The organism is Massilia sp. Root418, assembly GCF_001425265.1.
Lineage (GTDB): Bacteria > Pseudomonadota > Gammaproteobacteria > Burkholderiales > Burkholderiaceae_D > Rugamonas.
Window position 1 is genome coordinate 1,238,834 of sequence record NZ_LMEC01000001.1, and the last position, 20,848, is coordinate 1,259,681.

20 protein-coding genes are annotated in these 20,848 nt (G+C 69.7%); 4 read left to right on the forward strand and 16 right to left on the reverse strand.

The features are described from left to right. Positions 1 to 4: 4 nt before the first annotated feature. From ASC94_RS05150 to ASC94_RS05170, 5 genes are all read right to left on the reverse strand, one after another. Positions 5 to 475: a hypothetical protein gene (locus tag ASC94_RS05150; protein ID WP_056391609.1), complete on the reverse strand. Its 471-nt coding sequence runs from the start codon at positions 473 to 475 to the stop codon at positions 5 to 7. 9 nt (positions 476 to 484) lie between these two features. Continuing rightward, complete coding sequence (locus ASC94_RS05155) at positions 485 to 1,177, reverse strand: C39 family peptidase (protein ID WP_056391613.1); 693 nt, start codon at positions 1,175 to 1,177, stop codon at positions 485 to 487. Beyond that, positions 1,174 to 1,716, reverse strand: a complete 543-nt coding sequence (locus ASC94_RS05160) for a hypothetical protein (protein ID WP_157201283.1) — start codon at positions 1,714 to 1,716, stop codon at positions 1,174 to 1,176. The genes ASC94_RS05155 and ASC94_RS05160 overlap by 4 nt, the downstream gene beginning before the upstream one ends. Before the next feature lie 2 nt (positions 1,717 to 1,718). Continuing rightward, on the reverse strand, positions 1,719 to 3,401 hold the full coding sequence (locus ASC94_RS32290) for a hypothetical protein (RefSeq protein ID WP_200955552.1): 1,683 nt from the start codon (positions 3,399 to 3,401) through the stop codon (positions 1,719 to 1,721). Positions 3,402 to 3,696: 295 nt separating this feature from the next. Continuing rightward, entirely contained in the window at positions 3,697 to 5,082 is a 1,386-nt protein-coding gene (locus ASC94_RS05170) for a sigma-54 dependent transcriptional regulator (protein ID WP_056391619.1), read from the reverse strand. A 185-nt stretch (positions 5,083 to 5,267) separates the two neighbouring features. On the opposite strand from ASC94_RS05170, the gene ASC94_RS05175 reads away from it, so the two are divergent. Beyond that, the gene (locus tag ASC94_RS05175) at positions 5,268 to 5,879 is read left to right on the forward strand and encodes a 1-acyl-sn-glycerol-3-phosphate acyltransferase (RefSeq protein ID WP_056391622.1); all 612 of its coding nucleotides are present in this window, start codon (positions 5,268 to 5,270) and stop codon (positions 5,877 to 5,879) included. Here ASC94_RS05175 and ASC94_RS05180 read toward each other — a convergent pair. From ASC94_RS05180 to ASC94_RS05215, 8 genes are all read right to left on the reverse strand, one after another. Next, positions 5,876 to 6,562, reverse strand: coding sequence for a HupE/UreJ family protein (locus tag ASC94_RS05180; RefSeq protein WP_229417167.1), 687 nt, complete (start codon positions 6,560 to 6,562; stop codon positions 5,876 to 5,878). The genes ASC94_RS05175 and ASC94_RS05180 overlap by 4 nt on opposite strands. Beyond that, positions 6,559 to 7,191: an urease accessory protein UreG gene (ureG, locus tag ASC94_RS05185; RefSeq protein ID WP_056391625.1), complete on the reverse strand. Its 633-nt coding sequence runs from the start codon at positions 7,189 to 7,191 to the stop codon at positions 6,559 to 6,561. Before ureG ends, ASC94_RS05180 begins: the two co-directional genes overlap by 4 nt. An 18-nt stretch (positions 7,192 to 7,209) precedes the next feature. Continuing rightward, positions 7,210 to 7,890, reverse strand: coding sequence for an urease accessory protein UreF (locus ASC94_RS05190; RefSeq protein ID WP_056392180.1), 681 nt, complete (start codon positions 7,888 to 7,890; stop codon positions 7,210 to 7,212). 157 nt (positions 7,891 to 8,047) lie between these two features. Next, positions 8,048 to 8,581, reverse strand: a complete 534-nt coding sequence (gene ureE / locus ASC94_RS05195) for an urease accessory protein UreE (RefSeq protein ID WP_056391628.1) — start codon at positions 8,579 to 8,581, stop codon at positions 8,048 to 8,050. Positions 8,582 to 8,591: 10 nt separating this feature from the next. Further along, a complete protein-coding gene (ureC, locus tag ASC94_RS05200; RefSeq protein ID WP_056391630.1) occupies positions 8,592 to 10,292 on the reverse strand; it encodes an urease subunit alpha in 1,701 nt (566 codons plus the stop codon). A gap of 2 nt (positions 10,293 to 10,294) precedes the next feature. After that, positions 10,295 to 10,621, reverse strand: coding sequence for an urease subunit beta (locus tag ASC94_RS05205; RefSeq protein ID WP_056391633.1), 327 nt, complete (start codon positions 10,619 to 10,621; stop codon positions 10,295 to 10,297). A gap of 18 nt (positions 10,622 to 10,639) precedes the next feature. Continuing rightward, a complete protein-coding gene (locus ASC94_RS05210) occupies positions 10,640 to 10,942 on the reverse strand; it encodes an urease subunit gamma (protein WP_056391637.1) in 303 nt (100 codons plus the stop codon). 8 nt (positions 10,943 to 10,950) lie between these two features. Further along, complete coding sequence (locus ASC94_RS05215) at positions 10,951 to 11,811, reverse strand: urease accessory protein UreD (protein WP_056392183.1); 861 nt, start codon at positions 11,809 to 11,811, stop codon at positions 10,951 to 10,953. Between the two features lie 264 nt (positions 11,812 to 12,075). Between ASC94_RS05215 and ASC94_RS33485 the strand changes: the two genes are divergently transcribed. The 3 genes from ASC94_RS33485 (at position 12,076) to ASC94_RS05230 (ending at position 16,421) form a co-directional block, all read left to right on the forward strand. Then, positions 12,076 to 13,533, forward strand: a complete 1,458-nt coding sequence (locus ASC94_RS33485; protein ID WP_056391639.1) for a sodium:proton antiporter — start codon at positions 12,076 to 12,078, stop codon at positions 13,531 to 13,533. A 65-nt stretch (positions 13,534 to 13,598) separates the two neighbouring features. After that, on the forward strand, positions 13,599 to 15,230 hold the full coding sequence (locus tag ASC94_RS05225; RefSeq protein WP_056391643.1) for a hypothetical protein: 1,632 nt from the start codon (positions 13,599 to 13,601) through the stop codon (positions 15,228 to 15,230). 102 nt (positions 15,231 to 15,332) lie between these two features. Next, positions 15,333 to 16,421: a hypothetical protein gene (locus ASC94_RS05230; RefSeq protein ID WP_056391646.1), complete on the forward strand. Its 1,089-nt coding sequence runs from the start codon at positions 15,333 to 15,335 to the stop codon at positions 16,419 to 16,421. Here ASC94_RS05230 and ASC94_RS05235 read toward each other — a convergent pair. The 3 genes from ASC94_RS05235 to ASC94_RS33490 all read right to left on the reverse strand — a co-directional run bounded on the left by ASC94_RS05235 (position 16,418) and on the right by ASC94_RS33490 (position 20,816). Next, the gene (locus tag ASC94_RS05235) at positions 16,418 to 16,645 is read right to left on the reverse strand and encodes a hypothetical protein (RefSeq protein WP_056391649.1); all 228 of its coding nucleotides are present in this window, start codon (positions 16,643 to 16,645) and stop codon (positions 16,418 to 16,420) included. The two genes, ASC94_RS05230 and ASC94_RS05235, sit on opposite strands and share 4 nt — an antisense overlap. Before the next feature lie 80 nt (positions 16,646 to 16,725). After that, entirely contained in the window at positions 16,726 to 18,498 is a 1,773-nt protein-coding gene (locus ASC94_RS05240) for a DUF885 family protein (protein WP_056391654.1), read from the reverse strand. 8 nt (positions 18,499 to 18,506) lie between these two features. Beyond that, positions 18,507 to 20,816 (reverse strand): GGDEF domain-containing response regulator, encoded by a 2,310-nt coding sequence (locus ASC94_RS33490; protein WP_056391657.1) that lies wholly within the window; start codon positions 20,814 to 20,816, stop codon positions 18,507 to 18,509. Positions 20,817 to 20,848: the final 32 nt, after the last annotated feature.

Below are 20,848 nucleotides of genomic sequence, written 5' to 3' on the forward strand. Positions count from 1 at the left end.
CTCCTTATCTGGGCGCGAGCGCACTGGAAAGCGCGGCCCGCATGCTGCTTTCAAAATGGGTACTGGTGAGCATAGATAAGCTGGAAACGGCCGCATTGATGGTTGTCTGGCTCTGTATCAGTTGGTCGTTCACGGTGTTTTGAATTAGCAACGCCGGCACGCCCGGCGGCGCCGCGTTGCCCAGGCCGTTCTGCACCAGCAGGGGCTGGATGGCGGCCTGGGCCAGCAGCGCCTCGTCCGGCGTCACGCGCGACAGGTCGGCAATCTGGAAACGGCTGCTGGCGACCACGCCGCCATTGATGGCCACCAGGCGCTCCACGCCCAGCGACACCTGCAGGCCGCCGCTGTCGAAACCGCCCCGCTGCTCCGCCAGCGCCGGCTCCGGCACCGGCGTCCAGCCAGGCGGCAAGCCGTCGGCGGCGGCCGAAAAGACCAGGCCGCCCAACACGGCGGCGATGCAGCGCAGATGTGACATGGGTTCTCCTCAGAAATTGCCGTCGCCCAGCTTGGGCAGGGTTTGGCGCAGCAGGCTGTCGCGCTCGATGCCGCCCGCCAGCGCCGCCTGGGGCGCGGCGCGCCAGTCGGCGGCGGCATTGAAGCGCGGCTTGCCGGGGCCGCCATGCACGACAAACAGCAGGCCGTTCTGCCAGATGGCCTCGAACTGCGCGCGCGGCATGGCCCGGGTGCCGCCGGCCGGGTCGCCCAGCAGCACCCGCCCACCGGCCAGCCCCTTGACGACAACGAAATGGTGATAGCCCCGCTCCGCCACCAGCACGATGGCCGGGAAGCCGGCCTCGGCCAGCTTGTCCAGCGGCAGCTCGAAACCGTCCGCCGCGTAGCCCAGGCTGGCCAGGTAGCGCTTGATGTCCAGCAGCGAGAAACCGTCGCGCTGGATGCGCTGCTGGTCGCCGTGCAGATACATCTGCTGGAAGGCGGCCTGCTCGCTCACTGCATGGCCGAAATGGTAGGTCAGCAAGGTGGCCACGGCCGCCGAACCGCAGCTGTAGTCGAACTGCTGGCGCACGGTCGAGCGGAAACGGAGCTCCTTCAGGCTGGTGATGCGCAGCGCGAAGCTGGCGCCGTCCGCAGCAGGCAAGTCGGCAGCGCAGGCCGCCGTTCCCGCGACGCACGGCGCCAGCAGCGCGGCGCACACGTTAGCGAGGCGCAGCGGCTTCATCTGAACTGAACATTCACGATGGTGGCGTTCTGGATCAGCACGTTGGCGCCGGAGTTCTGTATCACCATCGGCAGGCCGGCCGCGTTGCTGAACGCGCCTTGGGTGATCAGGTTGGCGCCAGTGGCGACCGCTGCTGCGCTGTTGCCGCTGACCGCGCCCTGCAGCTTCATGTCGCTCCAGGGCGTGTCGCTGCCGCCGCGCAGTCCGGCCAGCCGCCGCTCATCCAGCGGCGCGCCGAACAGCACCGCCGGCGCAGGCAGTACTGCCGGTCCAGCAGGTGCGGGAGCGGCTGCGTCGCCGGCTGTCGAGCCGCTTGCGGCAGCGCTCTCGGCTGCGGCTGCGGCTGCGGAGTCGGCAGCGGCTGCGGCAGCCGCTGCGGGTATCGCGCTGGCCGCGGTCGCGCTTGCAGCGGCAACGGCCGCCGACGCCGGCCCCGCAGCGCGGCCGGGCGCGCCGTCCTGCCCCGCCACGGGCAGGACAGGCGCCGCCAGCGCCAGCGCGAGGGCCGGTGCCATCGCCAGCTTGGCAGCGCTGCGCATCGCTACCTGCCCACGGCCAGATTGGCCTGCACGTTGACGCTCTGCTGGATCAGCGACGAGAAGCCATTGTTCTGGCTCACCGTCATGATGCCCGCAGCGGACTGCCCCACGCTGGACATGGTGTTGGACATGTCAAAGGTGCCGGCGTTGACCGTGTTGCTGCCGCCCGCACCGCCGGTGCCGCCCGAGCCAGCGCCGCCAGCCGCGTTGCCGGCCGTCTGCGTGCCGCCCGCGCCGCCCGCGCCCGCCGTGGCCGCGCCGCCCGCCGCGCCCGCGCCGCCGCTGTTGCCGCCGCCGCCGGCCCCGCCGCTGCCGCCGTCACCTGCCGAGGCGCTGCCATTGCTGGCCGCGCCGCTGGTGCCGCTGCCGCCGGTGGCGCTGCCGCCGGCCGCCCCGGCGCCGCCGGTGTTCGAAGCCATGCCGCTGGTGCCGCCCGCGCCGCCCGACGCCCCTGCCGCACCGGCGCCGCCGGTGCTGGAGCCGTTGCCGCCGGCCGCGCCCGCCCCGCCGCCGCCGCTGGTGGCTGCCGCGCCGGCGCCGGCGGTATTGCTGGCCGCCGCACCTGCGCCGCCCGCGCCGCTGGTGTTGCTGCCGCCCGCCGCGCCGGCGCCGCCGGTGTTGCTGGCTGCCGCGCCCGCGCCGCCGTTACCGGACGCGCCGCCCGCCGCTCCCGCCCCGCCCGCACCCGAGCTGGGCGCGCCGGACGTGGCGCTGTTGGTACCCGCCGTGGCCGCACCGCCGGTGGCCGTGCCAGAGGTGGCGGTGGCAGTCTGGCCGCCGCCGGCACCGCTGCCGTCAGGCGTGCCGCCGCTGGCCGATGCGCTGCTGCTGGCGCCGCCGTTCTGCGCGTTGCCGCCGTTGGCGTACTGCTGGGCCGATGCATTGCCGCTGTAGGCGCTGCCGCTGATGCCGCCCGCGCCGCCGTAGCCGCCGGCCCCGCTGCCGCCGCCGGCCCCGCCATGGGCCGCGCCCGTGCTCCCGCCGTCGCCGCCGCCGGCGCCCGACGCATTGCCCGAACCGCCGCCGGCACCGCCGCGCGCATTGCCGGTGATGCCGCCATTGCCGCCCCAGGCCATGCCACTGTCGCCGCCGTTGCCGCCGCTGCCGCCGTAACTCCCGCCGGCCATGCCGCCATTGCCGCCGTTGCCGCCCACGCCGCCCTCGCCGGCGCGGCCGCTGGCTGCATTCATGGCGCTGCCGCCGCTGCCACCGTTGGCCCCGTAGGCGTCGCCGCCCTGTGCGGCGCCGGTGCGGGCGCTGCCGTTGCGGGCATAGCCGCCGGAAGCGCCGTCGCCGCCGTTGCCGCCGTAGGCGCTGGCGCCGCGGCCGCCGTTGCCGCCATAGGCGTCGGCCCCGCTGCCGCCGTTGGCGCCGCTATTCGAGCCGGCGTAGGCGGTGCCGCCGTAGCCGCCCTGCCCGGTGCCGCCGTTGCTGCCGCCCCAGTTGCCGGCGGTGTTGCCGATGTGATGCACCGCATTGCCGCTGACCGAGCCGTTCAGGCGGCTGATCGCGGTGGCGGAAGAACGGTTGAAGGCATTGCTTAAATTCGAGGTCGCGGTCGCGCCGCGGTCCGCCGCCGCCTTGGCGTCGGACAGGGCGCGCGCCATGGCGTCGGCGTTCGTTTCAGGATCGCTTTGGGCGTATGCGCTTGCGCAGCACAGCATCGCAATGGTTGTTGCCAGCATTGTTTTCTTCATTTCCATGCCTCACCAGGTTAAATGTTCGGAGTTAAAGGGTGTAATGGGTGGCCGGGCGTGCCCGGTCTGAAGCAGGATCGCAAGCTTGGTGCCAGCCCGCCGGAACGCGGCAAGCCATTGATATGACTGAAGATTTTTTCCGGACGGTGAACCGCCCAGGGCCCGGCCGTGCTCTTGGTCACGCTTTCGTGACGTGCTCAGCCGCTGCGCACGCACGCCCATGCCTGATTTGGCTGGACAATTTGCGGACCGCGCGTGTAACGCCGCTGTGGCGAACGCGGCGTTAAGATCCCGCGCCGCGTGCGCGGGCCGGATGGCTGATGCCGTGCTTGGCCATCAGGCGGTACAGCGTCATGCGCGACACGCCCAGGTCCTCGGCCACCTGGGTCATGCTTTTGCCCAGCCCCAGGCCGACCTCGATGGCTTGCCGCTCGGCGCGCACGCGCACCCCGCCCAGCGGTTCGCAGCCGTCCGGCGCCGCTTCGCCGTCCAGGCCCAGGTCGGCCGGCTGGATCAGGCGGCCCTCGGCCATGATGAGGGCGCGCCGGACGCGGTTGATCAGCTCGCGCACATTGCCGGGCCAGTGATAGCGGCGCATGGCCGCCAGCGCCGCGCCGCTGTAGCCGCGGATGCGCGGCGCGCGTTCGGCGGCGAACTGCACGAAGAAGTGGTCGGCCAGCAGCGGCAGGTCGTCCTTGCGCTCGCGCAGCGCCGGCACCTGCAGCGACAGCACGTTCAGCCGGTAATACAAGTCCTGGCGGAAGGCGCCGCGCGCCACCGCCGCCTCCAGGTCCACATGGGAGGCCGCGATCACGCGCGCGTTCACCGGCACGCTGCGGGTGCCGCCCACGCGCAGCACGCACTTCTCCTGCAGGAAACGCAGCAGGTTGGCCTGCAGTTCCAGCGGCAGGTCGCCGATTTCATCGAGGAAGATGGTGCCGCCGTCGGCCGATTCGAGCAGGCCGCGCCGGTCCTGGGCGGCGCCGGTGAAGGCGCCGCGCACATAGCCGAACAGTTCCGACTGGGCCAGGCTGGGTGCGATGGCGGCACAGTTGACGGCCACGAAGGGCCCGCCGGCGGCGCCCGAGCGGGCGTGGATGGCCTGCGCCACCAATTCCTTGCCGGTGCCGCTCTCGCCCCAGATCAGCACGGCCGCGTCGGCCGGCGCCACGCGCGCGATCTGGCCGTGCAGGCGGCGCAGGGCGGGCGTCTGGCCGATCAGGGGGCTTTGCTGCGGCAGCGCGGGAGCCGGCGCGGGCACAGGCGCGGCGCGCAAGGCGGCCAGGCCAAGCGCGTGGCCCACAGTGTGCAGCAGGCGCCCGCCGTCCAGTGGCCAGGTGTGGAAATCGCTGCAATGTTCGCGCACCAGTACGCGCCAGGCTTCGCTCTGCAGCAGCGCGCGGTGGCACACGGCGATCCAGTGCAACTGGTGATGCTGGCGCAGGAACGCGTCCAGGCCGGCCAGCGCGGCCGCCGCACCGGCCGCCTCCTCGCATTCCAGCAGCAGCAAGCCTACACTGAGAGCACGGCTGCGCAGCACGCGGCTGGCGTCGCGCAGGCTGGCGGCCTTGCACAGTTCCCAGCCGGGCAGCAAGGCGTCCAGCTGCGTCGCAGTGCGGGAAGCGCCGGCGGCGCCCAGGGTGAGGCATAAGAGGTTTTTTGTTGGCATCAGGCAGTCTCCGGCTAGTCTATTTTGCAATGATGACAAAACTGCAATCAAGACTGTATCAGAGCTGAAACTGCTGAGCGTTGTTTTCCGGTTCGGCCGCACTGCGGCGGGCCGCCGTGCTTGCCGGGGCCTTGCCGCCCGGATAGAATGTCGGCGCACTTTTTCTGACAGGCAAGCACACCAACATGAACAAAGATCAACTGAATGCGGCAGACCTGCCCAAGCTGGGACAGCGCGTCGCGCTGCGCGTGTTGACGCTGTTCGGCTGGCGCGTGCTGTACCGCCCCCTGCCGGGGCCGCGCGGCATTTGCGTGGTGTATCCGCACACCTCGAACTGGGATTTCATGGTCGGCATCTTCGCCAAATGGGCGCTGGACCTGCCGTTCCGCTGGCTGGCCAAGGATTCGCTGTTCAAGATTCCGCTGCTGGGCAACTGGTTCCGCGCCATGGGCGGCGAACCGGTGGACCGCAGCGCCAAGACCGGCATGATACAGCGCCAGGCCGAGCGCATGAATGCGGCCGACTGGTACTGGCTGGGCATTACGCCGGAAGCCACGCGCGGCTACCGCGACAGCTGGAAAAGCGGCTTTTACCACCTGGCGCTGGCGGCCAGGGTGCCGCTGTGCCTGGTGTACATCGATTATCCGAACAAGACCCTGGGCGTGAAGGACCACCTGTTCCTGAGCGGCGACCAGGAGGCCGACATGGCCGCCATCCGCGCGGCGTACGCAGGCCACCAGGGCCTGCATCCGGAAAACGCCGCGCCTATCGTGCTGTCCGAGCGCAAGCCGGACTAGGCGGCCAGCATCAGCACGCCGGTGGCGGCAATGCCGGCGCCGGTGATGCGCACCAGCCCGCCCTCTGCCGCCCGGCCGAACCAGCGCCCCGCCAGCATCAGCAAGCCGCTCGCCGCCAGGAAACCGAAGGCGCTGCCCGCCGCAGGCAGTTCGTGCCCGTGCGCATTGCCGTGCAGGACAGCAAAGACGGCGATCAGCGCGGCGCCGGCCGCCAGCGGCAGCCGCGCCGCCACGGCAACCAGCGCTCCCGCCAGCACCACGGTGGCGGCCATCCCGGCTTCCAGGCCGGGGATGGTGGCGCCCGCCACGCCGCTCAAGGCGCCCAGCAGCATCGCGCCCAGGAACACCAGCGGCAACGTGCCGCCCTGCTGCTGGCGCGCACTCCAGATGCCCACCGAGAGCATGGCCAGCAAGTGGTCGAAACCGCTGAAGGGATGGGCGAAGCCGGTTTGGAACATGGCCAGCCAGCCGGCGGGGGCGGCTGCGGGGGCGGCAACCCCGGCGGCGCCAGCAACGGAAGCGACATGGGCCGCCCCGGCGCCCGCACCGAGCGAGGATGCCGCCATGGCGGCGGCATGGGCCGCCTCGGGGTGGGCCAGCGCCGGCAGGCACAGGCTGGCGGCGAGCAGCGAGAGCAGTATCGGCGCCGTGCGGCGGGTTTGCGGTGTCATCCTGGCTTTCATGCTTGCTCCTTGTGCGCCTGTTCCAGCAGGCCTTGTTCGCGGATAAAGTCGATCACGGCGGCCACCCCTTCGCCGCTGCGCAAATTGGTAAACAGGAAGGGCCGGGTGCCGCGCTGCTGTTTGGCGTCGCGCGCCATCACGGCCAGGTCGGCGCCCACGTGGGGCGCCAGGTCGGTCTTGTTGATGATGAGAAGGTCCGAGCGGGTGATGCCGGGACCGCCCTTGCGCGGGATCTTCTCGCCGCCGGCCACGTCGATCACGTAGATGGTGAGGTCGGACAGCTCGGGGCTGAAGGTGGCGGCCAGGTTGTCGCCGCCCGACTCCACCAGGATCAGGTCGAGGTCCGGGAAGTCGGCCTGCATGCGGGCGATGGCTTCCAGGTTGATGGAGGCGTCCTCGCGGATGGCGGTATGCGGGCAGCCGCCGGTCTCCACCCCCATCAGGCGCTCGGCCGGCAAGGCGTCCGCGCGCAGCAGGATCTCCATGTCCTCCTTGGTGTAGATGTCGTTGGTGATGACGGCCATGTCGTAATGGTCGCGCATGCCCTTGCACAGCATTTCGCACAGCGCGGTCTTGCCGGAGCCGACCGGGCCGCCGATGCCGACGCGCAGCGGGTTGGATGGGTTCATGGATGCTTCCTTTCTTACTTAAGATCGGTATAAACGGCTGTACTGCACTTCGTGCCGCATCGACAGCAGTGACAGGCAGGGCGCCCAGTTGCTCAGGTCTTCGTCGGCCAGTTCCCGCGCGCGCAGCGCGGCCTGTTCCAGTTCGGGACGCAGCGACAGCAGCATGCGCTGCCCCGCCACCTGGCCCAGCGGTACGGACTTGACGCACACCAGCACCTGGTTCTCGGCCCAGGCGAACAGCATGGCCAGCAGGGCTTCCTCGTGGGGAATGTCGAGCGCGGCCACGGCGCAGGCGTAGGCCACCGGCAGGGCCAGCTCGGTTTCCGGCGGCAGCATGGCGGTAATGCCGGCATCGGCGATGCCCAGTTCGGCCGTCAGGCGCGCCAGCGAGTAGCCCATCTGCAGGGTCTCGGCGCGGAATTCGGCGGTGTCGCGCGAGGCCAGGAAACGCTCGCTCCACTGCGCCACGGCTTGCGCGTCGCGCCGGCTGAAAGCGCGCATCAGGCGCCAGCAGACCGGCGCTTCCCACCGCGCCATCACCTCGTGCAGCTGGCGCGCGATCCAGGCGCGCGCCGTGTCCGGGTTGTGCACGGCGCCGGACTCCAGCGCCGCCTCCAGGCCTTGCGAGTAGCTGTAGGCGCCGATCGGCAACGCGGGGCTGGCAAATTGCAGCAGGTGCAGCAATGCGGTGGCTTGCATCATCCGGTGGCTCCGGCCTGGCGGGTTACGCGCTGCGCGCTAACCCGCCCTACGGGTGGACACTTGCGGTTCGGCGTATCGCGCGGGCGGTTGCCGTTCGTAGGGCGGGTTAGCCGGAACGGCGTAACCCGCCGTGCCGCAAGGTCGCAACCGCGGATCATGGCGCGCTGTCTCCGGGGCGGTGGATCTTCTGGCGCAGCGGGATCGGCGCCAGGGGATGCCCGCCGTGGCTGTCGTGGCTGTGGCCATGGCCGCCGCCGTAGGCGCCCGATTCGGGCTCGAACGCCGCGTCCTCGGCCACCACGATGGCGCCCAGGCCGGCCAGCATCTCCTTCAGCACGGCGTCGGCGCGTATGCGCAGGAAGCCGTCGCCGACCTGCGCCTGGGTATGCCGGTTGCCGAGGTGGAAAGCGCAGCGCAGCAGCGTGTGCGCGTCCGCGCAGGTGACCTTGTAGGTGGGCTCGCGCGCGGCCACCACCTGCACCACCTTGCTGCGGTCTTCGCCCACCAGCAGGTCACCGTCGCGCAGCACGGTGCCGCGCACGGTGAATACGCCCACTTCTTCGCCGCTGCTGAGCACCGCGCGCAGGCGGCATTTTTCGCGCAGTTCGTAGGGCAGCACCAGGCGCGCCGACGGCTGCACCGCGCCGGGACCGGCGCTGGCGGGCAGTTTGGTGTGTAGGGTAAGCATGCGGGCCTCGTCAGAACAGGAAATAGCGCTGCGCCATCGGCAGCACGGCGGCCGCTTCGCAGACCAGCAGCTGGCCGTCGGCGCGCACTTCATAGGTTTCGGGATCGACTTCCATGTGCGGCGTGGCGCCGTTGTGGATCATGTCGCGCTTGCGCAAGGTGCGCATGTTCTTCACCGCGATGGTCTGCTTCTGCAGCCGCAGCTGGCCGCCGATATCGGCGTCGAACGCGGCCTGCGAGACAAAGGTGAAGGACTTGCGCAACCCGCCGCCGTAGGCACCGAACATCATGCGGTAGTGCACCGGCTGCGGCGTGGGGATGGAGGCGTTGGGGTCGCCCATCTGCGCGGCGGCGATCATGCCGCCCTTCAGTATCATGGACGGCTTGACGCCGAAGAAGGCCGGCTTCCACAGCACGATGTCGGCGATCTTGCCCACCTCCAGCGAACCCACCACGTGCGAGATGCCGTGCGTGATGGCCGGGTTGATGGTGTACTTGGCGATGTAGCGCCTGGCGCGGAAGTTGTCGTGCCGCGCGCCGTCCTCGGCCAGGGAACCGCGCTGCACCTTCATCTTGTGCGCGGTCTGCCAGGTGCGCATGATGACCTCGCCCACCCGGCCCATGGCCTGCGAGTCGGACGACATCATGGAGATCGCGCCGATGTCGTGCAGGATGTCCTCGGCGGCGATGGTCTCGCGCCGGATGCGCGACTCGGCGAAAGCCACGTCCTCGGCGATGGCCGGGTCCAGGTGGTGGCACACCATCAGCATGTCCAGGTGCTCGTCCAGCGTGTTGACGGTGTAGGGCCGGGTCGGGTTGGTCGACGAGGGCAGCACATTGCCCTGCCCCACCGCCGCGATGATGTCGGGCGCGTGGCCGCCGCCCGCGCCTTCGGTGTGGAAGGTGTGGATGGTGCGGTCCTTGAACGCGGCCAGCGTGTGCTCCAGGAAGCCGCCCTCGTTGAGCGTGTCGCTGTGGATGGCCACCTGCACGTCCAGGCGGTCGGCCACGGACAGGCAGTTGTCGATGGCGGCCGGCGTGGTGCCCCAGTCCTCGTGCAGCTTCAGGCCGATGGCGCCGGCGCGGATCTGCTCTTCCAGCGGCACCGGCTGGCTGGCATTGCCCTTGCCGAGGAAGCCCAGGTTCATGGGGAAGGCGTCGGCCGCGCTCAGCATGGCGTGCAGATGCCAGGGGCCGGGGGTGCAGGTGGTGGCTGCGGTGCCCACCGCTGGGCCGGTGCCGCCGCCCAGCATGGTGGTCACGCCGCTCATCAGCGCTTCCTCGATCTGCTGCGGGCAGATGAAGTGGATGTGCGAGTCGATGCCGCCGGCCGTGACGATCAGCCCTTCGCCGGCGATGATCTCGGTGGCCGCGCCGATGGCCATGGTGACGCCGGGCTGGATGTCGGGATTGCCGGCCTTGCCGATGGCGGCGATCAAGCCGTTCTTCAGGCCGATGTCGGCCTTGACAATGCCCCAGTGGTCGAGGATGACGGCATTGGTGATAACCGTATCCATCACCTCGGCGTGCGGCCGCTGCGACTGGCCCATGCCGTCGCGGATCACTTTGCCGCCGCCGAATTTCACTTCCTCGCCGTAGATGGCGTAGTCGTGCTCGATCTCGATGAACAGTTCGGTGTCGGCCAGGCGGATGCGGTCCCCGGTGGTGGGGCCGTACATTTCGGCATAGGCGGCGCGCGGTATCGTGGCCATGCTTACGCTTTCGGCGGGGTGTCGGACAGCTTGCCGTTGACGGCGCCGTTAAAGCCGTGCACCACGCGCTCGCCGGCCAGCTTCACCAGTTCCACGGTGCGGGTCTGCCCGGGCTCGAAGCGCACGGCGGTGCCGGCGGCGATGTTCAACCGCATGCCGTAGGCTTTCCAGCGCTCGAACGACAGCGCGGGATTGACTTCAAAAAAGTGGAAATGCGAGCCGACCTGGATCGGCCGGTCGCCCCGGTTGGCAACGACGACGGTGACGGTTTCGCGGCCTTGGTTGAGGCCGATTTCGCCTTCTTCGAGCATGATTTCACCAGGGATCATGATGTGCTCCTTGAGGGATTAAGGGATGGGGTGATGTACGGTGACGAGCTTGGAGCCGTCGGGGAACGTCGCTTCGACCTGGATGTCCGGAATCATCTCGGGCACGCCCTCCATCACGTCGGCGCGCGTAAGGATACTGGCGCCGTCGGACATGAGTTCGGCCACGCTGCGTCCATCGCGCGCGCCTTCCATGATGGCCGCGCTGATCAGGGCCACCGCTTCCGGATAATTCAGTTTCAGGCCGCGCGCGCGGCGTCGCTCGGCCAGCAGGGCGGCAGTGAAGATGAGCAGCTTGTCTTTTTCGCGTGGGGTCAGGTCCATGTTTTTTCCTAGGTGCGCCAGCTGCGCGGGTCGAAGGGTGCGCGGCCCAGCAGGTGCGGGCGCACGGTGCGCCAGGCTGCCAGCATGATTTCGCGGGCGGCCTCGCTGTCGCCGCCAAGATGGCGCACCACCAGCAGGCCTTTCATTTGGGTTGCGCCGACATGCGCACCGACGTGCGCGCCGGCTGCGGCGGCGTCGCTGCGCAGCTGCGCCAGCACGGCGGCGGGCAGCGGTGCGCCCACGGCCAGCAGGGTGGCGCACACGGTGTGCCCGTCCATGCCCAGCGGGCTGGCCATGCCGTCCGGCGTGAGCGCCCCCTGCTCCCACCACAGCAGGCGCTCGCCCTGGCGGATGCGGGTGCGCTGCACTACGCGGCCGCTGCGGAAACGCTCTCCCGATGCGCTGCGGCCCATGCACAGGATGTCGCAGCCGATATAGCTGGCACCGGGGGCCAGGGTGATGTCCTGTTCCAGTTCCACGTGCGCGTGGTCGAAGAAGATGGTTTCCTGCGGCAGCCATTCGATGGCAGCGCCGGCGGCGGCGTGCAGGCGCACGCTCTGGCGCGACACCTTGCCGTTGGCCTTGTACCACTTGGCCGCGCCCGGCGTGGTGAGGAAGGCGCGCGCGCCCTCGCCCACGGTGGCGCTCAGTTCCAGCTGGTCGCCGCCGACCACGCCGCCCGGCGGGTGCACGATGATGGCGTGGCACACGGCGCCGCCTTCCGGGTACAGCGGCTTCTGCACGCGCAGCGGGCCGCTGTGGCGGCGCTCGACCAGGCGCGTGGTGCCGCCGTCGTTGGCGAAGCCGAGCGACAGGCTGGCGCGCCAGACCGGATGCGCGGGCGCGCGCGCGACCGCTTCCTCCGGCATGGCGGCCGGAGGGGGACTGGTAGCGCTATACAGCGCGCTTGCGCTGGCGGCGGTGTCGGGCATGTGGCGGTTGGCATCTCGTTATGTACTGGACATGCACTACGCAAGTAGCGTGCCAGCGGCAGGGTGAGAATCCCGCCCCGGGGCGGCCCCACGGCGCACCAAATCGGGCTGCGCGCACCAAATTGGCGCAGCACACTGCTGGCGGAACCGCTGCGGCAACGCCGCGCCATTGCATTAAGGCACGGCGTATAGTGCACAAGCATGAGTACCACCCTTTGGTTCATCCTGATCGGCTGCCTGATGCTGGCGCGCGGGCTGGCCGCCACCACGCTGGCGCGGCTGCCCGTGACGTCGGCCATCGTCTACCTGGGCGTTGGCCTGGCGCTGGGGCCGGCGTTCTTCGGCGTGTTCGCAGTCGATCCCTTTGCCGAGGCCGGTACGCTGGAGGTGATGACGGAACTGGCGGTGCTGATCTCGCTGTTCTCCGCAGGGGTAAAAATGCCGGTGCCGTTTTCGCTGGCGCGCTGGGCGCCGTCGCTGCGGCTGGCCTGGCTGTCCATGAGCATCTCCGTGGGACTGATGGCGGCCTTCGGCACGCTGGTGCTGGGCCTGCCGCTGGGCGCGGCGGTGCTGCTGGGAGCCATTCTCGCGCCCACCGACCCGGTGCTGGCCACCGACGTGCAGGTGCGCCATGCGGGCGACCGTGACAAGCTGCGCTTCGCCCTGACGTGCGAGGCCGGCATGAACGACGGCAGCGCCTTTCCCTTCGTGATGCTGGGCCTGGGCTTGCTGGGCCTGCACGAACTGGGCGATTTCGGCTGGCGTTGGCTGGCGATGGACGTGCTCTGGGGGACGGCCGGCGCGGTGCTGATCGGCATTGCGGGCGGCGCCGCGCTGGCCCAGCTGGGCTGGGCCTTGCGGGGCACCGATCCCAAGCATGAGGTGCTGGACGACCTGGTGGGGCTGGGGCTGATTGCGGTGGTGTACGGCGTCAGCGTGTGGCTGCACGCCTGGGGCTTCCTGGCGGTGTTCTTCGCCGGCGTGGCGCTGCGCCAGCGCGAACTGGTGCTGGCGGGTGCGCCCAAGGACAGGCACGGTTTGCTGAAGGCGCCCGGCGCCGCGAATGGAACAAGCCACGGCGCAGGCCACGCCGCGGGCGATGCCGCAGGCCACGGCGCAGGCCACGGCGCGGCGGGCGCCGGGGCCCAGGCAGCGGCCAAGCCGCCAGTGCCGCCAATGCACAGTGCCTGCACAACAGCGGCAGGCCAGCCGGCGGCGGCGGACGAGCCAGCGGCGCCGGCGACGGCGCCGGCCGATGCGCCGCTGACCGTCAGCGGCGAATCGCTGATCTTCAAGGAGCATCTGGAGCGCCTGTCCGAGCTGACGCTGGTGCTGCTGCTGGGCGGCGCGGTGACGGCGCAGGCCTGGGACTGGCGGGCCTGGAGCACGGCGCTGTTCCTGTTCGCGGTGGCGCGGCCACTCAGCGTCTACCTGGGATTGGCGCGCTCCACCGTGCGCGGCCGGGTGCGCGGCATCAGCGCCTGGTTCGGCGTGCGCGGCATCGGCTCCGTGTACTACCTGATGTACGCCATCAACCACGGCCTGCCGCAGCCGCTGGCGCGCGACCTGATCGACATCACCCTGGTGGTCATCATGCTCTCCATCGCCGTGCACGGCATCAGCGTCAAGCCACTGTTCGACCGCTTCTGGAAAGACTAGGCCGGCCGGGTAATGGCAGTTGCAAATATGATACTATTTGCAGCCCGATCAACCGGACGAAAACCATGACGTATCTGCGTGCCGTGCTACTGCTTCTGGTCCTGGCGCCCGCCGCCCAAGCCGCCGAAGTCGGCGTGCATGTGACACTGCTGACGGACGACAGCGTCGAAGTCAGCTACACCCTGCCGCCAGCCTGCCGCACCCTGGCATTCAGCAAGAACGGCGAAGCCGGGCGCAGCACGCGCGCCGCCTGGCAGCCGCTGGACGATTGCGGCAGCGCCGGCGCCGACCAGCTGGGACGCAGCGCCCAGGCCTGCCCCAGCCTGCGCTTCCGCGTTCCCGCCGCCACGCGCCAGGCCGGCTACCCTGCCGCCTTCCCGCTCGGCCAGGGCGTGTACACGCACTTGTCGAACTACGCCGTGGCCGACAGCTGCGGCGCGGTGCGCTACAGCCTGGCCGCGCCCGGCATCGTTGTGAACGGCCAGGCCTATGCCGGCAAGGCCGGCCCGCCCGCCGTGCCGCTGCACGGCGACAGCGCCGCCCTGCTCCTGAACGCGCCGCTGCAACAGCACGGCAGCGCAGCGCCGGACTTCTTCGACCCCCGCCTGTCCCCGGCCACCATCGAGCACATCAAGACGGTGGCGGACGGCACCGTGGCCTTTCTGCGGGAGGCGCTGCCGGACGCCAGCTTCAGGCGCCCCATCGTGGCCGCCGTGCGCGCCGCAGCGCCGGGCGGCCCCTACATCGGCGGCGACGCCAGCGACGTGCTGCGCCTGGTCCTGTACAACTGGCCGCAAGCGCCCGGCGCCGCCGAGCAGGCCAAGGCCACGCTGCTGGTGTCGCATGAATTCAGCCACCGCTTCCAGCTGCGCGACGCCGTCGACAACTACCCCGACGCGCGCCTGATCCACGAAGGCGGCGGCGAGTTCCTGCGCTGGATGGCGTCCATCCACAACGGCTGGCTCACGCCGGCGCAGGCGGCACGCCAGCTGGACGAGGCGCTGGCCGGCTGCATCCTGTACAGCGAGCCGAAAAGCTGGCGCGAGCTCACGCCGCCCCAGATCGGCGGCAACCGCCTGGAATACCAGTGCGGCCTGCCCGCCTACGTGTACGGGCTGGCGGCGCGCCAGGGCAGCGCCAGCGCCATGGCGCGCGTCAACGACTTCTACCGCGCCTTGCGGCAAGGCGGCCAGCCCGATTTCGCGCAGGCCATGGAGTGCGGCGCGGCGGCCGGCTGCCAGCCGCGCTGGCTGCCGCAGCTGCTCAACGCCGCCGGCCCCATGGAAAGCCAATGGCAGCAATTCCTGGACGGCAGCGGCCTCGCCGCGCCGCAAGCGCCCACGCAAGCCATGCGCGACGCCATGGTGCTGCGCGCCGTGATCAAGCTGATGGCGGACGATTGCGGCGGCCGCAGCGGCACCACGGAAGCGCCGGACGGCATCCTCACGGACGGCATGAAAGCCTGCAAAACCTTCCTGCGGGACGCCTACGTCACCGCCATCGAAGGCTTGCCCGTGTTCGGCCATGCCGCCACCGGCGAAGCCATGGCGGCGGCCTGCACTGCCCGCCGCGAGGTGCTGCTGGGCCTGAAGGACGGCGGCACGCTGGCCGTGCCGTGCGCCCAGCCTTACCGCATGCGCCAGCAGTTCTACCAGGCCGACATCGGCAAGGTGCTGGCGGCGCTGCGCGCGCGCTGAGGCTGCCCGCCGCAGGCTATCCGCCCAACTTTTGATGCATTCGTAGTCCCGCCGGCGGGTGGCGTGGAATATTGGTGACTCCCTTACTTCCGGGAGTCCGCCATGATTTCCTCCCTGAATCAAGCCTGGCACAAGGCCGCCTGGTCCAGCGGGCTGTCACTACTCTTGCACTGCACCTTCTTCTGGATGGTGGCGGCCGCCAGCTTTTCCGGCTACATCGGCAAATGGGGCCTGCGTGACAACACCGCCCGCTTCAACCTCGAAGCCATGCTGGACGCCACCGCCGACCGGCCCTTCGTCTACCGCCAGCTGCTGCCGCTGATCGCCAACGCCGCCGACCGCGCGCTGCCCGGGCGCCTGAAATTCCAAGTTGCCGCCAAGCTCAATCCCAGCAAGGTCTACGTCAAGACCTACGGCGCCGCCAAGCCGGCGGTCAGCTTCCGCTACGTGGTGGTGTACTACCTGTCCTTTCTGTCGCTGCTGGCCAGCCTGCTGCTGCTGCACCGGATCGCGCTGGATGCCGGCATGGGCCGCCTGGCCGCCATCATCGCTCCCACCGTGCTGTCGCTGGCTTTTCCCTACATGCAAACCCTGGGCGGCTATTTTTACGATACCGCCGAGCTGATGTTCTTCTGCCTGGCCTACTGGCTGGTGTCGCGCAAGCACATCGCCTGGTTCTTCGCCATCCTGGTGCCGGCCACGCTGAACAAGGAGTCCTTCCTGTTCTTCATCGTTACGCTGCTGCCGCTGCTGCTGGCCGGCTATCCGCGCAGGAAAGCCGTCGGCATCGCGGCGGCGGCGGTGCTGGTGTCCGGGCTGGTGAATGTGGCCGTCAAGCTGCAGTTCGCCCATGCCGGCGGCAGCCCGGTGGAGGTTCACCTGGCCGACAACCTGGCCGGCTACCTGTCGGCGCAGACCTACGGGCAGATGGAACTGACCTACGGCATCATGGGGCCGCGCCAGGCCTTCGCGCTGACGCTGGTGCTGATTGCCACGGTGTTTGTGCGCGGCTGGCGTGCCAGCCCGCAAGAGGTGCGCCAGCATATCCTGCTGGCGGCCGCCATCAACCTGCCCCTGTTCGCGCTGTTCGCCGCGGCGGGCGAGCTGCGCAACCTGAGCCTGATGTTTGTCGGCTTCGCGATTCTGATCGGCAAGGCGCTGGAAGCGGAGCCGGCCCGCCAGGCGCCCTAAATGCCGTATTCGGCGGCGGCCTTGGCGGCCCACACCGCCTGGTCGCGGCTGGGGAAAGGCTGGTCGTAATCGTCCACTTCGCCGTTCGGGCCGACAAAGCAGGTCCACCAGCCCGCATCATCATGCCGAATGGCAATGCAATTCGGCTTGCAATGTTCCAGTACGGCCTCGCCGTCCTCCAGCGTCACGATAGCCACGCCGCGGTGTGTGATCTTGTTCGCCATGGGATGCCTCAGGAGAGCCTGTCAATCGTCCCTACAGTGTAGCCCGCACCGCGCCCGGCCGCAAAAAGAACGTGGCGTGCTCAGTCGTCCTTTGGATACGGGCTTTTGCCGCCTTCCGCGATGAAAGCGTCGATGCGCGCGTGCAGCACCGGCAGCGGCACCGAACCGAGATTGAGCACGGTGTCGTGGAAGGCGCGGATGTCGAACTGCGGCCCCAGCGCCGCTTCAGCCTTCCTGCGCGCCTCCAGGATGGCCATCTGCCCCAGGTAGTAGGACAGCGCCTGGCCCGGCCACGAAATGTAGCGGTCCACCTCGGTGGCGATCTCGTGTTCGGACAGCGCCGTGTTCTCGCGCAGGTAAGCCTGCGCCTGCTCGCGGCTCCAGCCCTTGGCGTGCACGCCGGTGTCCACCACCAGGCGCGAAGCGCGCCAGGCCTGGTAGCTCAGCATGCCGAAAATCTCGTACGGCGTTTCGTAGATGCCCATCTCCACGCCCAGGCGTTCCGTGTACAGCGCCCAGCCTTCGCCGTAGGCGGAAATATAGGCGTTGCGGAAAGCCGGACGGCCCTTCTGCTCCAGCGCGATCGGCATCTGGAAAGCATGGCCGGGGGCCGACTCGTGCAAGGTCAGCGCGGGCAGGCTATACAGCGGACGGGCCGGCAGGTTATAGGTGTTGACCATGTAGACGCCGGGGCCGCCCCGGCCGGAGGTGTAGTACGGCGCGATGTCCGGCGCCACCGGCGTGATGGCGAAGCGGCTGCGCGGCAGGTAGCCGAAGTAGTTGGCCACCTTGCCGTCGAAGCGCTTGGCGATGTAGGCCGCGCGCATCAACAGTTCCTCCGGCGTGCGCGCGTAGAAGCGCGGGTCGGTGCGCAGGAACCGCAGGAATTCCGGCAGGCCGCCCTGGAAGCCCACCTGCTTGATCACTTCCAGCATCTCGGCGCGGATCTTGGCCATCTCGGCCAGGCCGGTCTGGTGGATCTGCTCGGCACTCAGCGCGGTGGTGGTGTACTCGGTGATCTTGGACTGGTAATACGCCTTGCCGTCCGGCAGGCGCTCGGCCGCCAGCGCCTGCGCGGCGCCGGGCAGGTACTCGTTGCGCAGGAAGGCCAGCAGGCGCTGGTGCGCCGGCACCACGGACTCGCGCAGCGCCTTCAGCGCGGCAGCGCGCAGCTCGGCCTGGCGTGCCGCCGGAATGGCGGACGGCATCTCCTTGAACGGACGGTAGAAGGCCAGCTTCTCCAGCTGGGTTTCCCCGGCCACGGCGGCCACCGACTTGTCGCGCCCCTGCAATGTCACGCGCGGCGGCGTGAAGCCGCGCTGCAGGCCCGCGCGCATATTCGCGGTAGCCTCGGCGAAGTAGCGCGGCATGTCGTTCAGCTGCTGCACATAAGCCGCGTACTCGGCCTCGGTTCGGAAGGTCTTGTCGGCCTCGCCGGCGATATTGGACCAGAAGGCGGAATCGGAATTGAGCGGCTTTTCGTATTCGCGGAAGCGCTGGTTCTCGATCAGCGCGGCGATCTGGGCACGGTAGACGGCGTAATCGATGCGCTGGGCCGGCGCCAGCTCCGCAGCAGGGATGGCGTCCAGCCGCGCCAGCACGCGCTGCCAGTACACCAGGCGCGCCTGCTGGGTGGCGGCGTCGATGCGCGGCAGGTCGGGCCGGATGCCGTTGACGTCGTCCTCCTCGTCCTCCAGGCGCTGGCCCATGCGCCACTGCCATTCCTCGGTGTACAGCGCCTTGAAGGCCGCGCCGCTGGCGGCATCCGCCACGGTGTCGGCGTGGGCGGGCAGCACGCAGCCGGCCAGTGCAAACAGCAGGCCGGCGGCCAGGGAGGCAGCGGTTTTGTTCATGAAGCTCCTTATTCGGATGACAGATTGAGCAGACGCTTGTCGCGCAGCAGCGTGGTGAAGGCGGTGGCGGCCAACGGCCGGCTGAAGTAATAGCCCTGCATTTCGTCGCAGCCGTGCGCGGCCAGGAACTCGGCCTGTTCGCGCGTTTCCACGCCTTCCGCGATCACGCGCATGTTCAGGTTGTGCGCCAGCGAGATCACCGACAGCGCAATGGCCGCGTCGCTGGCCTTGGTGCTGACGTCGTCGACGAAGGACTTGTCGATCTTCAGCACGTCGATCGGGAAGCGCTTCAGATAGGCCAGCGAGGAGTAGCCGGTGCCGAAATCGTCCAGCGAAATGGCCACGCCGATATCCTTCAGGCGGCTCAGCGCGGCCACCGCCTTTTCGGGGTCGCCCATCACCGTGCCTTCCGTGATCTCCAGTCCCAGCGAAGCCGGCGCCACGCCGTGGCGGCGCAACGCCTGCTCCACGCTGGCCACGGTGCCGTCGTGCGCGAACTGGCTGCCGGCCAGGTTCACCGCCACCTTGAGGGTGCCCAGGCCCTGCGCCTGCCAGGCGGCGATCTGCGCGCAGACGCTATCCATCACCCACACGCCGATGGCGGCGATCAGGCCGTATTCCTCGGCCAGTGGAATGAAGCGGTTCGGCGGCACATGGCCCAGCACCGGGTTATGCCAGCGCAGCAGCGCCTCGGCCCCCAGCATGGCGCCGGTGCGCAAGCACATCTGCGGCTGGTAGTGCACTTCGAACTCGCCGCGCGCAATCGCGCCGCGCAGCTGCGCCTGGATGGCCAGCTTGGCGCGGATGTCGGCGTCCATGCGCTCGGTGAAGAAGGCGTAATTGTCGCGCCCCACTTCCTTGGCACGGTACAGCGCGGTGTCGGCGTTGCGCAGCAGCTCGTCTAGCGTGCTGCCGTCGGCAGGACAGACGGCAATGCCGATACTGGTGGTCAGCGCCAGTTGCGCGGTCGATTCCGGCACAGGCAGCAGCTGCGCGCCCTGCGCATCCAGCCCCGGCTGCCCTGGCTGGACGTTTTGCCCGTGCAGCGCCGGCGGTGCCGGCGGCGCCGCCACCGGCAGGCCGTCGCGCAGCCCGGACAGGATGGCCTGGGCGGCCGCCACGGTCGCGCCCAGTTGCGCGTCATCGGGCACGATGATCTGGAATTCGTCGCCGCCCTGGCGCGACACGGTGGCGCCGTCCGGCACGCAGCGGCGCAGGAAGCGCGCCACCGCCTGCAAGGCCTGGTCGCCCACCGGCGCACCGTAGGAGTCGTTCACGCTCTTGAAGCGGTCCAGGTCCAGGCACATCACCGCCACGCACTGGCCGTTGCGCTGCGCGGCCGCCTGCGCCTCCTCGAAGCACTGGCGCGCCAGCAGGCGGTTGGGCAGGCCGGTGAGCGCGTCGTGATACGACAGGAAGTCGATCATGTGCTGCTCGGCCTTGCGCTCCGTGATGTCCATGAACACCACGATGTAGTTTTCCACCTCGCCCTCGGCGCCGGCCACGGTGGACACGCTGAGCAAACCTGGGAAGGTGGCGCCGTTCTTGCGCCGCGCCAGCATTTCGCCGGACCAGTGGCCATGCCCGGCCAGCGCCGCCATCATGGCGTGGTAGGCGCTGGAATTATGCTGCACGGTCTGCAGCGTGCTGACGTGGCGCCCCACCATTTCCTCGCTTTCGAAACCGGAGATGGCGGTGAACGCGGGATTGGTGGCGACGATGGTGCCGCCGGCGTCGGCGATGACGATGGCGTCCTGGGTGGCCGCGAACACGCGCGCGGCCAGGCGCAGGGTGTCCTCGTTGGCGCGGCGGCGCTCCACTTCGCGTTCCAGCGAAGCCGCCAGTTCGGCCAGTTCGGCGGTGCGCTCGCACACGCGCTGCTCCAGGTTGGCACGCTCGGCGGCCAGCGCCAGCTGGGCGCGTCCCAGGCGCACCTGGGCGTCGGTGCGGGCCAGGATTTCCTCGGCCTGGAAAGGCTTGGCGATGAAGTCGGCGCCGCCCAGCGCGAAGCCGCGCACCTTGTCATCGGTGTCATGCTGGGCCGACAGGAAGATGACCGGCACATGGGCCGTGGCGGGCGAGGCTTTCAGGCGGCGGCACACTTCAAAGCCGTCGATGCCGGGCATGCGCACGTCAAGCAGGATCAGCTCGGGCGGGCGCGACTGCACCGTCCACAGCGCCAGCTCGCCGTTGGGCGCCTGGCGCACGTAGTAGCCGGCCTCCGTCAGCAGGTCGCTGAGCAGCTTGAGGGATGCCGGCGTGTCCTCCACGATCAGCACTTCTCCCTTGCTGCCTTGTTCCGACAAATCCCGATGCATCGCCTTGCGTCCTCTCCTGGTTCGGTTGCCTC